The organism is Liquorilactobacillus ghanensis DSM 18630, from assembly GCF_001435235.1.
Classification (GTDB): Bacteria; Bacillota; Bacilli; order Lactobacillales; family Lactobacillaceae; genus Liquorilactobacillus; species Liquorilactobacillus ghanensis.
Genome location: NZ_AZGB01000015.1, coordinates 139854 through 153097 on the forward strand (window position 1 = coordinate 139854; position 13244 = coordinate 153097).

Consider the following 13244-nt stretch of genomic DNA (forward strand, 5'->3'; position numbering starts at 1 on the left):
TTATTTTAACATACTTAGCCCTTAGTCCTTCAATTTATCATGCGGATAATGATGACTCAATTCAAGTTCAGGAAAGCCCTGCTGCCGTAAAACTTCATAAATAATAATTGCCGCTGTATTTGACAAATTAAGCGCCCGAATATGCTGATCGTTTTGTGGGATTCTTAAACAATGTTCGTAAAATTTTCGCATAAAAGGTTCTGGTAACCCGGTTGTTTCCTTACCAAAAATAAAATAATAATCATGATCAGTTGCGCGATAATCTGCCTGTGAATAAACCCGCTCGGCAAACTTAGAAATTAAAAAGAATTCATCTTTTTCATTAAGTGTTTTCATAAATGCCGGCAAGTTTTCATGATAATTAATTGTTACTTTATCCCAGTAATCTAAACCCGCTCTTTTTAAATACTTATCACTGGTTGAAAAGCCTAATGGTTCAATCAAATCTAAAATTGTATCCGTTCCCGCGCATGTTCGCGCAATGTTACCGGTATTAGCTGGCATTAACGGTTCAAAAAGTACAATATGATTGGTCATGCAAAAATCTCCTCTAATTTATTAAATTATGCACAAAAAAAGCGTAACCATTCGGTGTGGGCACGGCGAACGGCTACGTTAAATGAAGTACAATCATTCAGCAACTAACGACTGTTCCGTTAATTACTAACAACCGATTTCTTGATGAAATTCTAACACCTATTTTTTTGTTTTTCAAGGTTTTTTCACAAAAAAGTTTTGTTTTATTCAATTTTAGCAGCTAAAACAACAACATCAACTGTTATCTCTTGCAAAAAGAGCCGTTGAACTTCAGCCAATCTTTCTTTAGTTACTCCCCATTGCAGTGGTGTCATTTTTAATAACTGCTGAAAACTTGCCTGGTTCAACTGAAATTTATAAGTTAATGGGATTGCTTGAGCATTTGGATAATGTTCAAAAAACAGCTGCTTAACTTTTTGATTGCTATAACTGTAATTTTGCGAATCCTTAGAATAAAACATATGCCGTAGTTCAGTTAAATATAATTGATTAGGAATTACTTTTAATAATAAACCTCCCGGTGCCAAAACTCGTTCAAATTCTTGATAAGCGGAAGGTGTAAAAATATCACAAAGTACATCAAAACTTCCGGCTTGAAAAGGTAGATTTGCTAAATCAGCCTCACAAAAAAAGGCTGAAAAATCAAACTGAGTTGCCAAATTTAATGCAACTTTCGTCAAATCAAAACCAACCAATGTATCATCGTATTTTCTTGCGGCTGCAAAATAAGCCAGAGCTGAGCCTTCACCACAACCGGCATCCAAAATTTTGACAGGCTTTGTGGGCATTAAGTCTACTAACTTGGCAAAAATCGGTCTAAATAAACCGGCCTGCAAAATTTGGCGGCGTGCTTGCCAAAGATCATGGTTATCGTAATTAGTTTGATAACCATGCTTTAGCAAATAAAGTGTTCCTTTTTTTGACAAATCAAAACAATGTTGCTGCTGGCAGACTAGACTATTACCTTTTGGCTGATTAAAGGCTGTTCCACAGTAAGGGCAGCGAAAAAGTAGGTAATTTGTTTGCAACCAAGCAGCTGCCTTATTAATTTTTTTCATAATTTATGTCCTTATTTTTGTACTTTTAAATATTTTCCTTTGACTAACTTTACCAATTCTTTCTGATTTACGCGAACTGAACGACCAACTTTTCCTGCTGAAACTGAAACTTCTGGAAAATCCTTAATTCGTTCATCAAAATAAATTGGGAATCCCTGTTTAAAACTAATTCCAATTGGCGTATTTGCACCATGAACATAGCCGGTTATCTGAACTAGTTTCTTATTATCTGCTAAATGGACTTGTTTTTTGCCCAACTCAGCTGCGACGATTTTCAAATCAATTTCATATTCAAGCGGTAAGCAAATAACTAAATAATCACGACCTGAACCATTTGCTTGTAAAACAATCGTTTTTAAAATGCTTTTAGCCGGTATGCCCTCAGCTTCAGCTTGAGCTAACGCTGATTCTCCTAATTTAAGCCAATCAAAATCAGTTTCTTGGTAATCAACTCCGTGCTGATCCAGAATCCGTTCTTCATTTGTTTTTTTGATTTTCTTTTTCTTTGCCATGAAAAAAATCCTTTCATCAAAATTATTCCTATTCATTATAGCGTTAAAACTTCCATTCGTCATACAACATTCAAGATCTTTTCCACTAAAAGCGAATGTTTCCAAGCAATTACAGTTAATTCATTTGACTTTTATCACATAATGAAGTAAATTATACGGTGTTTGTGGATGAAAAAGCTTAATCAACGAAAATATATTTCATTAATAAGAATGTGGGGTAACGCTATGCAAGCTTTTGATTATGAAGACATTCAACTTGTTCCTAATAAATGTATTGTAAAAAGTCGTTCTGAAATAGACACTAAAATTAAATTTGGCCCAATGATCTTTAAAATTCCAGTAGTTCCAGCAAATATGCAAACCATTATTGATGAACCATTAGCAATTTGGCTCGCAAAAAATGATTATTTTTATATTATGCATCGTTTTAATGAGGATGAACGGCTACCGTTCGTTAAAAAAATGCATCAACGCGGTTTATTTGCTTCGATCTCTGTTGGGGTTAAACCAAAAGAATACGAATTGATTAATGAATTAGCTGCCGCCCATCTAGTTCCTGAGTATATTACTATTGATATCGCTCATGGCCATGCTGATACGGTAATCGACATGATTCATCATATTAAAAAAAGACTGCCGGGTGTTTTCGTCATTGCTGGTAATGTCGGAACTCCTGAAGGCGTACGTGAATTAGAAAACGCCGGAGCAGATGCTACTAAAGTTGGAATTGGTCCCGGAAAAGCTTGTATCACCAAACTCAAAACTGGTTTTGGTACCGGTGGCTGGCAATTAGCTGCTGTCCGACTTTGCAGCAAAGCTGCCAGCAAACCAATTATTGCCGATGGTGGAATTCGTTATAATGGTGATATTGCAAAATCTGTCCGGTTTGGTGCTTCAATGTGTATGATCGGCTCTTTATTTGCGGGTCACGAAGAAAGTCCCGGAGAAGTTATTTCCAAGAACGGTAAAAAATATAAAACTTACTACGGTTCCGCTTCACAATACCAAAAGGGACAGTACAAAAATGTTGAAGGCAAAAAACTGCTTGTTCCCTATCGCGGACATATTGCTGATACTTTACACGAAATGCAAGAAGATCTCCAATCCGCGATTTCTTACGCTGGTGGGCGTGAATTAGCCGCTTTGCGAAAAGTTGACTATGTAATTGTTAAAAATTCTATTTTTAACGGTGATTAATTAGTTTTAAATTAATCGAGTAGGAGGCGGGTCTCCCCGCCGACCTCTCACACCACCGTACGTACGGTTCCGTATACGGCGGTTCAATAACTTAAGCACTCTGGATTTGCTGGAGAGTTTTGGACATATTCATCAGTCCAAGACCCTCCAGCTTTTCATTCGTTAAGGTGTATTTCAATACGCCCGTGTGGGCTGTATACCAAGGCCCTTTACGTGTATTTGCGTAAATATGAGCCTCTCTTACTGGTTCACCTAGTTGTTTCAGCCGCTTAATTCGGGTTTTAATTTTCTTCCATGATTTCCAAATGGACTGACGAATACGCGAACGTAACCACTGGTCTAACCGTTTGATGAAAGCTTGGAGCTTGCCAAAGCCATAATATTGCAACCAGCCGCGCATTTTCTGCCAAATTTCTCTGAACATCCGTTCAAGAGAAATCCCACGATTGCGTTTGGTGATTTGCTTTAGAGCCTGTTTAATTCTTTGCTTAGACGTTTTGGCGGGACGGGCATATGCACCATTCCGATTGACACTTAGCGAGAAACCCAGAAACTTTAATTTCAAGGGTGAGCCAACTTGCGTTTTCTCCCGATTAACAGTTAGTTTCAAGTCACGTTCTAGAAAACGGTTAACAGAGGCGAGAACTCGTTGGCCCGCACGTTTACTTTTAACATAAATATTACAGTCATCAGCGTAACGCACGAATTTGTGGCCTCGACTAGTGAGTAATTTGTCGAGTTCGTTAAGATAAATGTTAGCTAGCAATGGAGACAAGGGTCCTCCTTGCGGTGTCCCTTTGATTTCAGGTTCGAAGACATGACCATTCATGACCCCACTAGTCAAGAACCGACGAATTAGCTTCAATAACCATGGGTCCTGAACATACTGACTAACAAATTTCATCATTAAATCATGGGTGACTGTATCGAAGTAAGCCTTTAAATCAAGATCAACCACACAGTGATAGCCTTGATTATAAAGGTCAATCACTTGCCGAATGGCATCATGCGCACTTCGATGCGGTCGAAAACCAAAGCTACTATCTGAAAACACTTGCTCAAAAATGGGTGTTAGAACCTGAGCTACAGCTTGCTGGATCAGACGATCTACGACTGTGGGAATACCAAGCTTTCGCTTACCACCATTGGGTTTGGGAATTTCAACTCGTTTTACTGGCATGGGACGATAAGTCCCATTTGCCAATGAATCAAGTAATTTCTGCCGATGTGCTTTCAGATATGGTAATAGGTCATCGACGGACATACCATCGAGACCTGCGACACCCTTGTTGCGTTTGACCCGTAAGTAAGCCTGATTGAGGTTATTACGGTCCAATACTCGGGCTTGAAACTTTGTGCCACTCATCGTTGTTTGTTCACCAGAAATGGTGCTACGCGCCCCGGTTTGCTTTGAGTCTTCTGGACTTATCCTCCACCGGCGGTCAGTTTGTTGTTCTGTTTTCTGCGATTTTCGCACAATTTCCACCTCTTCAAATCAATATGAGTTATTATTGTTCAGTCCTTCGTGGCACTGTGTGCCACTACTATGACTTCGGCTGACTTCTGCTTGATTCAACCAGCTATCACTGGCCAGCTTGTTTCCGCAAAACTTTTCGCTCTGCTGGTAGAGACATATCAAACAGATCTCCCCGGGTAAGGATGAATGCTTTCCTGCCATGCAACTGTTGGCTTTACTGGAGTTCGCTCTGAGTAGTATCGGACTTTGATTCGTCTAGCAATCTTATCCAGCTCGTCCAGCCTTATAGCCACTTCTTGTACATCAGTTCAGCAGTTTGCCTAGGACTTCCTTCGGATTCCATCTCACGGTGGACACCCTTGTCTTTGGCTCGTGATTCCGACTACTACGGCCCACAGCGGACTTTCACCACCTAGTATTCGTCCATGCCGGGCGCACCAGAAAAAAGCTGATGATAAAAATTCTATCACCAGCTTTTTTCATTCGTAACAAATAACACTGCCTACATGCACTTTAGGAACAGTGTATGGTTTTAAATAGATTCCATTATGCTGTGGTCGTACAGGAACTTCTTCGAAAAAGAGGGTCGCATGACCAATCATTTCCATATTATCAGCTACTAATGAGCCAACATGCTCCACTTTATAAACTTGATCATCAATTTTCACTTGACCGCCAACTTTAAGTGAAAAGCGCTGTTCATTGGGAGAAATGAAGCGTTGAACGACTGAAACATGTCTCAGTTGGACCGAGGCTGTTTCATCAAACAAAATCAAAAGCGGATCATCAGCCGAAATAGCTTCCGGTCCAATTTCAACAATTTTTGCTTTTAACATTGCAACAAACTCCTTTTTTGGTTTTAACACAGTTTTATTGTAACATATGGTCAGCTTAATCTAAATCGGTTACAATAAAGTTAGTTAAAATGGAGGTAACTTTTATATGACAGAAAAAATTTTGTTTGGAACTTATACCAAAAAAGCTTCCCAAGGAATTTATCAAGCTGAACTTAACCTTGAAACTCAAAGCTGCTCACAACCAACATTGCTGTATCCTCTAAGCAACCCAACTTATTTGGACTTCAATCATTACCAGCAACTGTTTGCTGTTGCCAAAGCAGGACAGCAAGGTGGAATTGCCCAAATCGATCTAACTGCTGAGCCAACTAAAATCACTGAACAATTAGTTGCTCCCGGCTCTGCCCCATGCTATGTCGGAATTGATAACCAACGTGATCTTGTCTTTTCTGCTAACTATCACACTGCCGTTGTCAGAGTTTATCAAGCTCATGCTCATGAACCGTTTGAATTACTATCTGAAAAGAAATTCAGTGGTCATGGTCCACGCCCTGAACAAGAAGCATCACATATTCATTATGCTGATCTAACTCCTGATCGCCGATTGGCTGTTTGTGATTTGGGCGCTGATCGAGTTTACACTTTTAAAGTTGCTGCTGATGGCTCTTTAATTGATCAGCAAATTTTTGAAACTGAAGCTGGGTTTGCACCCCGCCACCTAGTCTTTCATCCCAATGGCAAATTTGCCTTTTTAGTGGGAGAACTAAGCAGTCAAGTTGCTGTTTTAAAATATAGTGCTGCAACTGGAACTTTTACTCAAACCCAACAACTGTCTACTATTCCTGAAGATTGGACCACACACAACGGAACTGCTGCCGTTAAAATTTCAACAGACGGCAAGTTTGTCTACGTTTCCAATCGCGGACATGATTCTTTAGCCGTCTTTGCTTGGAACGATCAGCAATTGCAGTTGGTTCAAAGAATCACTGTTGCTGGCAGTTTCCCACGTGATTTTGCAATTGATCCTACCGGTAAATTCTTATTAGTTGCTAATCAAGAAAGCGACAATGCTACTTTATTCAGCCGTTCTTTGACAAGTGGCAAATTGACTTGTTTGCAAAAAGATATTGTTTTACCTGAAGGCGTTTGTGTTAAATTCCTTCCAGAATAAGCATAATTTCCCTTAAATATCAAAAACCGGCAGCTCAAAATGCTGACCGGCTTTTTTGTTTAATCAGTTATTATCTTAGGCAAAATCCGGGCAATAATCTCTTGCGGTGTCAACTGATCAGTTTTAATGACCAGGTCAGCACATTCACGATATAAAGCATCTCGTTTTTGTTTTAATCCCTTTAATTGAGTTATTGACAACTTGTTAACCAAAGGACGTGAATGATCCCGCAAAACTCGCTGAACAACTGTCTGAGCTGAAGCTTCCAGCAAGATCACCGGTGTATTTGTTTGTCGGAGCAAATATTGATTAGCCGGCATAATCGGTGTTCCACCCCCGGTCGAAAGAATGCCATCTTGAGTTAATTGCTGCTGCAATAATCGATGTTCCAACTGTCGAAAAGACTGTTCTCCTTCTTCTTCAAAAATATCATTAATCGATTTGCCAACATGTTCAACGATCACTTGATCCAAATCAATATGTGAGGTTTTTAGATTCTCAGCTAGAAGTCGCCCAATTGTCGTTTTCCCGCTGCCCATGAAACCCACTAATACTGCTTTCATCTACCTTCACTTCCTTGAAATAACTTGATAATGCTGTTCATTTAAAATTTTTGCAGCAGTAGTCCGATCTGTTTCCTTCATAAATGTCAGCTGCAAAACACCATCAATTTCTTCACGAATTTCTAAAATATGCAAATTAATTAAATTTATTTTGGCAGCCGCCAAAATTTGTGTAACTTTAGCTAATGAACCAACTTTATCAGGAATATTAACAAATAAGTCATAAAATCCTGGTAACCCACCGATTTTTTCCGGTCCCAATTGATCACGACTAACCTTTGCTGTCGCAAAAAAATGGTAAAGCGCACTTTGGTCATCAATTAGAATTGCCCGGCGAACTTTAACCAGTTCATTTTGATAATCTTGTAATTGTTCGGCAATAATCGCTGCATTGGTGTGCAAAATCGCACTCCACATCGTTGGATCGGCAGCTGCAATCCTAGTTATTGATTTAAAGCCACCGGCTGCCATACGCATACCTAGCGGTGAGTCTTCAAAAGCCCGCTGCGTTTGGTTAACTAAGGCAGCTGCAATTATATGTGGCAAATGGCTGATTTGACCAACTAACCGATCATGTTGTTCAGGCGTCAATTGTAGCCACTTAACGTGCAGTTGCTGTAATAAATCTTGCAAACGTATTATCATTTCTGGCGGAACTGCTGGGGCAACAATAAAATAAAATGCATTTTCAAATAGATCGGCTCGTCCGGCTGTAACACCCGTTTTATGGGATCCCGCCATCGGATGACCGCTGATAAAAGTAACCTGTGCCGGTAACACAGCTGCTGCTGCAACAATCTGCTGCTTGGTACTGCCAACATCAGTAATGATCATCCCTTTTTTCAAAGGCAATTTACTTAATTGCTGTAATGAATTAATTATCTCATTAACCGGCGTTGCCAAAATAACAAAATCAGCCGTTTGTGCAGCCGTTAATGAATCAGCAGCCTTATCAATTATTTTTTGTTGTAAAGCGTACTCCAGCGCATCTTGATTAAGATCTGCTGCAATAATTTTAATTTCAGGATTTTTTTGCTTTATTGCACGAGCTAATGAACTGCCAATCAGACCTAAGCCGTTAATAAAAACTTCAGTCATAATCTCACCTGCTTTGATTGACCCAACAGCTGCTGTAAGTCAGTAAAAAAATTAGGATAAGAAATGTTGACCGCATCGGCTTGTTGCAGCGTTAAAGATTGATGAACACATAAAGCCGCTACAGCCAACATCATTCCGATTCGATGATCGCCATGACTGTCTAACTGATATGCCCGCGGCTGCCAATTAGACGAGCCAGTAATAATCATGCCATCAGGTAATTCAGTGATTTTGATTCCCAGTTTGTGCAATTCAGCAGTTACTGTTGCTATTCGATCAGTTTCCTTAACGCGCAATTCAGCTGCACCGGTAATTTTACTGGTTCCAACTGCGCTAGCCGCTAATAACGCCACTAATGGCAATTCATCGATCACTGCCGGTATGTCAGCTGCCGTTAATTCAATTGCGTGCAATTTTGCCGACTCAACTTTAATGTCACCATATGTTTCTGGAACATTGGCTTGCTTTAGCACACTGACTTTACCGCCCATTTTTTGCAGAATTCGTAAAAATCCAATTCGGGTTGGATTTAGTGAAATATTTTTTAAAACAATTGCTGAGTTGGGCACCAATGTTGCTGCCGCCATAAAGAATGCTGCGGATGAGGGATCTCCCGGAACCTGAACCAATTGTCCTCGCAGATGCGGATGCGGTAAAACGGTGATCGTCCGTTGATCGACGGCCGTAACAACCTCAGCACCAAATTGTTGAAGCATCAATTCAGTATGATTGCGCGTTGGCAGCTTTTCAATAATTGTTGTTGGACCATCAGCCTGCAATGCCGCAAAAATCACTGCACTTTTTACCTGCGCACTGGCAATCTCAAGTGAGATCCGTTTTCCCCACAGCTTCTTACCCTGAATAATTGCCGGCAAAGTTCCTGTAGATGTTAATTTTATTGCCGCACCCATTTTTTGCAATGGTTCACTGACTCGTTTCATCGGTCGGCGGCTTAAAGAAGCATCCCCCTGCAATTCAGTATTAAAAGTCCTTCCGGCCAGCAAGCCCAGTAAAAGCCGCGTTGTTGTGCCGGAATTACCCATATCTAGTGGCTGATTGGCTGGTTGTAGATGATCTATTCCTTTTCCGGCAACAATCATCTGATCATTTTTTTCTGAAATTTCCACCCCTAGCTGGCGCAAAGCTTGCAAAGTATGCAAACAATCCTGCGATTTTAAAAAATGATTAATTATTGTCTTCCCCTGACTGATTGCTCCAATCAGCAAAGCCCGATGTGAAATACTTTTATCTCCGGGAACATTCAGTACTCCTTGTAGGCCGTTTTGAGGTGCTGTTGTTAATACAATTTCTTTCATTTTTGAAACTCCTTGATTTGATAAACTGCCCACACCATTTGCGGTGAAAAACGTTGTAAAATTTTTTCGGTCGGTCGAAGCCGGACATTTTTTTCATTAGTTAAAACATATTGACCATCAACTAGATATTGCTGATAAGCTGCATATTTGCTAGCTGAACATCTAACAACTTTTGGTTGAATATATTGCCCCATCAAATCCGTCAAAGCTGCATGAGTATAGGCAATATTTGAAACACTAGCTGTATTTTCTAGTAATACTAGCGAATTAAGCGGGTAAACAAAGGCCGTTTGCAAATCTAATACAGCTAAATTACGATAGTGCCACTGTCCCCAAGACATTCCTGATTTAGCTGAACGAAAAGCAGTTGGAATTACTAAAAAATCATCTTTCAGCTGCTGCAATTGACTAAATAATTGTTCAAAGCTGGAATGTAACACGATCTGCGTTGAAGTTTTTAATTGATCAGCCAAATAATGCTCGACATAATACTGAGCGGCTTGACTGCTGTCAGTTGCTGCCGGCCCCAATGTGTGTATCCGCAAATAATCCCCTTCTAACTTTAATAATTTTTCAATTCTTCACGATATGCTGTCAACTGCTGCTGCAATCGCTGCAGATTACTGCCGTCAAAAGTAGCCGTAATCTCCTGTGCCAGCGTAATGGCAATAACACTCTCAATGACAATTGATGCTGGAACAATGGCAGTTGTGTCAGAACGTTCAACATTGGCTTTTTGAACTTCGTGAGTAAGTAAATTAACGCTCGGCAAAGCTTTGTAAAGCGTCGGAATCGGCTTCATAGCTGCATTGACAATTACTGGCATTCCATTAGTCATCCCACCTTCAAAGCCACCCAAATGGTCAGATGACCGACTCCAACCGGTTGCTGACTGCCAAATAATCGGATCCATTACTTGGCTGCCTAAATTTGCTGCAGCAGCAAAGCCATCGCCGATTGAAACACCTTTGATTGCATTAACACCCATCGCAGCTGCAGCTAACTTCGCATCCAGTTTTGTATTCCAACTGGTATAACTTCCAAGTCCTGCTGGTAAATTTTCTACCACAACTCTGATTACTCCGCCTAAGGTATCCCCAGCTCGTTTTGTTTGATCAATTAGATCATGAACTTCTTTTACCCGTTGTTGTTCTATGATCCGCAAATCATTTTGCAAAATTTGCTTTTCAATTTCAGTAACCGCCAGTGGCTTGGTTGTATCAGTTGTGACCGAACCAATTTGCGTAACATAGCCAACTAAGTTGATCCCTAACTGCTGCAGCAATTGTTTGCAGATTGAACCGATTGCAACCCGCATAGCTGTTTCACGAGCAGAAGAGCGTTCTAAGACATTTCGCAAGTCTTTGTGACCATATTTCATCCCGCCTGCTAAATCAGCATGTCCTGGGCGTGGACGTTCTACACGGCGTAAAGTATTTTCTGAAGTTGCTGGGCTGATTGGATCCATAATCTTGGACCAATGAGCATGATCGATGTTTTTAATTACTAGAGCTAGTGGTGAGCCTAAAGTTATCTGATGCCGTAATCCCCCCACTAGTTCGATCTGATCGTGCTCGATTTTTTGCCGATTGCCACGTCCATAGCCACCTTGTCGAGCTGCCAATTGCTGATTGATCTGGTCAAGGTCCAATTTGACCCCAGCCGGAAAACCTTCTAAAATTCCTGTCAACTGTGGTCCATGTGATTCACCCGCTGTTAAATAATGCATTAAATTACCTCCTGAATTTTTAATTATCTTTACGTTCGCTGTTGGCTTCATAATCGCGTGAATTTTTCATAATTTGCTGATAAATAGCTTGCAGATACGGTGTCAGCTGTTGATCAGCACTTTGCTGTGCAACTTGTTTTAAAACCTGATTTTCTCGTTTGGAATCCCTAATCTGTTGCTGCTGAGCTGTTTTTATTTCACCGGCCATTTTGACTGCTTGAAATCGTCGATTCAATAAAATAATAATCCAGTGATCAAGCCGGGAAATCTTTTTCCTGATCTGAACTAAATCTGTTGCAGCTGCCGAATCAAGTACTGCCTTAATTATAATTACCAATATCAACCCACAAATGCCAATTAAAATATCAAAGCGTAAAGCTGCAGCAACACTGATCTTTGATAACCAACCAGTGATCAAGGGAATAGAAAATGATGCCAAGCTGCCGCCGGTAAAAAAGATTCCCGTGATTAAACCTTTTCGTTCTGGAAAAAGTTTTAAAAAAAGATTCAAACCAGTCTGCATAATTCCACCGGCAGCTGTCATCCCAAAAATCAATGAGGCAGCCGCTGTTATAAATAATTGTGTTGACCAACTGATCAACAGCAAACTGATCAGACTTAGACCGTTTAAAATCAACAATAATTTGGATTCACTGATCTGCCGACTCAACAGCCAAAATAAAATAATTACACCGCTAATTGATCCAATGCTATACAGCGATAACAAAAAATGTGCTTGCCAATTTGAAAAGTGCAATGTTTTTAGCGCAAACAAGCTGATCCATTGTGTATATAAGATCATCAAGGCCATTGAAGTATAGCCATAACAAGTCAAGCACCCGGCAACCAACCAGCGACGCCAAGCCGGTAAGTGTCCGAAAAATTGTCGTTTACCGGCAACAGCTTTATTTTTGATTGGAAACTTAACCGGTCTTAAAATCCCAAAATTTAACAATAAAATTACTGCAGCCAAGATAAATGTCCAACCAAACCAAAGATGATGATTTTCAAGTAAAGCTACTAAGAGCGGCAAAATAAATTCACCCAGCGACATAAAGGCCTTAATCAAAATATTGGAAGCACCATTGCTACCACCCAACTCAACAAATGTCGGATAAGTTCCGGCATCCAACGCTGAATTAGCTACTCCGGCTAAAATTGCTAAACCATAGGCAAACTGTATATTAGGTGCTATTAAAATTCCGCCAAAGAAAAGCAAATAACACAGCATTCCAAAATAAATAAAATTTTTCCGACCATAACGATCGGCTAAGCTGCCTAAAATCAAATAAGCAATCAGTCGGCCAATCCCGACTCCGGAAATCACATAAGAAACCGTAGCCAGTGGTTCCTGCCAAAGCTTTCCCAATGCTTGCATATTCTGTGCCAAAATAATTAAACCAATGCCATGTACAAAGTAGTTTAAATATAAACTAAGTTTTAACCTTGTTTGTCGCTGGACCATCATTAAAATTCCTCCTTAAAATTCCAATAAAAAAAACCAACTAGATAGAGAAATCTAGTTGGCTTTTTGACATCATTATCGGAATTCCGTCATAATCAACCAACCGGATTCTCAGTTCCAGTCGGCAACCATGACTTTGCACAACTGAAACACGGGAGCTGCGCCCGTGTTATCAGTTGCACGGACGCTACCCAAACCAAGCAAAGTCATAATAATAACTATAAACTTTTGAATTAGACTGCGTCATTTTAAAAATTCCTTTCTTTTTCATTTTTAATTATTAAAGCACGTTAACAAAAATAAGTCAACAATTAATTTTAATTT

At 40.0% G+C, this 13244-nt stretch carries 13 protein-coding genes; 2 read left to right on the top strand and 11 right to left on the bottom strand.

All coding sequences use genetic code 11. The features are described from left to right. Positions 1-21: 21 nt before the first annotated feature. From FC89_RS04825 to FC89_RS04835, 3 genes are all read right to left on the bottom strand, one after another. Positions 22-537 carry a tRNA (cytidine(34)-2'-O)-methyltransferase gene (locus FC89_RS04825; RefSeq protein ID WP_057871416.1) on the bottom strand — a complete coding sequence of 172 codons (516 nt, stop codon included), beginning with the start codon at positions 535-537 and terminating at the stop codon, positions 22-24. 203 nt (positions 538-740) lie between these two features. Then, positions 741-1595 (bottom strand): methyltransferase domain-containing protein, encoded by an 855-nt coding sequence (locus FC89_RS04830; RefSeq protein ID WP_057871417.1) that lies wholly within the window; start codon positions 1593-1595, stop codon positions 741-743. Between the two features lie 11 nt (positions 1596-1606). After that, positions 1607-2107 carry a YbaK/EbsC family protein gene (locus FC89_RS04835; RefSeq protein ID WP_057871418.1) on the bottom strand — a complete coding sequence of 167 codons (501 nt, stop codon included), beginning with the start codon at positions 2105-2107 and terminating at the stop codon, positions 1607-1609. Between the two features lie 225 nt (positions 2108-2332). On the opposite strand from FC89_RS04835, the gene FC89_RS04840 reads away from it, so the two are divergent. Then, a complete protein-coding gene (locus FC89_RS04840; protein WP_057871419.1) occupies positions 2333-3304 on the top strand; it encodes a GMP reductase in 972 nt (323 codons plus the stop codon). Between the two features lie 91 nt (positions 3305-3395). Here FC89_RS04840 and ltrA read toward each other — a convergent pair whose 3' ends face one another. Both ltrA and FC89_RS04850 read right to left on the bottom strand, forming a co-directional pair. Further along, complete coding sequence (gene ltrA, locus FC89_RS04845; RefSeq protein WP_057871420.1) at positions 3396-4781, bottom strand: group II intron reverse transcriptase/maturase; 1386 nt, start codon at positions 4779-4781, stop codon at positions 3396-3398. Positions 4782-5260: 479 nt separating this feature from the next. Further along, positions 5261-5617 (bottom strand): PTS glucitol/sorbitol transporter subunit IIA, encoded by a 357-nt coding sequence (locus FC89_RS04850; RefSeq protein WP_057871421.1) that lies wholly within the window; start codon positions 5615-5617, stop codon positions 5261-5263. 106 nt (positions 5618-5723) lie between these two features. Here FC89_RS04850 and FC89_RS04855 point away from each other — a divergent pair, with 106 nt between their 5' ends. Then, entirely contained in the window at positions 5724-6749 is a 1026-nt protein-coding gene (locus FC89_RS04855) for a lactonase family protein (protein ID WP_057871422.1), read from the top strand. Positions 6750-6808: 59 nt separating this feature from the next. On the opposite strand, the gene FC89_RS04860 is transcribed toward FC89_RS04855, so the two are convergent. From FC89_RS04860 to FC89_RS04885, 6 genes are read right to left on the bottom strand one after another with little or no spacing between them, the layout of a single operon-like run. Next, positions 6809-7312: a shikimate kinase gene (locus FC89_RS04860; RefSeq protein WP_057871423.1), complete on the bottom strand. Its 504-nt coding sequence runs from the start codon at positions 7310-7312 to the stop codon at positions 6809-6811. A gap of 6 nt (positions 7313-7318) precedes the next feature. After that, on the bottom strand, positions 7319-8410 hold the full coding sequence (locus FC89_RS04865; protein WP_057871424.1) for a prephenate dehydrogenase: 1092 nt from the start codon (positions 8408-8410) through the stop codon (positions 7319-7321). Further along, positions 8407-9726 (bottom strand): 3-phosphoshikimate 1-carboxyvinyltransferase, encoded by a 1320-nt coding sequence (gene aroA, locus FC89_RS04870; protein ID WP_057871425.1) that lies wholly within the window; start codon positions 9724-9726, stop codon positions 8407-8409. Before aroA ends, FC89_RS04865 begins: the two co-directional genes overlap by 4 nt. Continuing rightward, positions 9723-10271 carry a hypothetical protein gene (locus FC89_RS04875; protein WP_057871426.1) on the bottom strand — a complete coding sequence of 183 codons (549 nt, stop codon included), beginning with the start codon at positions 10269-10271 and terminating at the stop codon, positions 9723-9725. The genes aroA and FC89_RS04875 overlap by 4 nt, the downstream gene beginning before the upstream one ends. A gap of 17 nt (positions 10272-10288) precedes the next feature. Beyond that, a complete protein-coding gene (aroC, locus tag FC89_RS04880) occupies positions 10289-11455 on the bottom strand; it encodes a chorismate synthase (RefSeq protein WP_083485414.1) in 1167 nt (388 codons plus the stop codon). A gap of 19 nt (positions 11456-11474) precedes the next feature. Beyond that, complete coding sequence (locus FC89_RS04885; RefSeq protein WP_057871428.1) at positions 11475-12923, bottom strand: MFS transporter; 1449 nt, start codon at positions 12921-12923, stop codon at positions 11475-11477. Positions 12924-13244 lie beyond the last annotated feature (321 nt).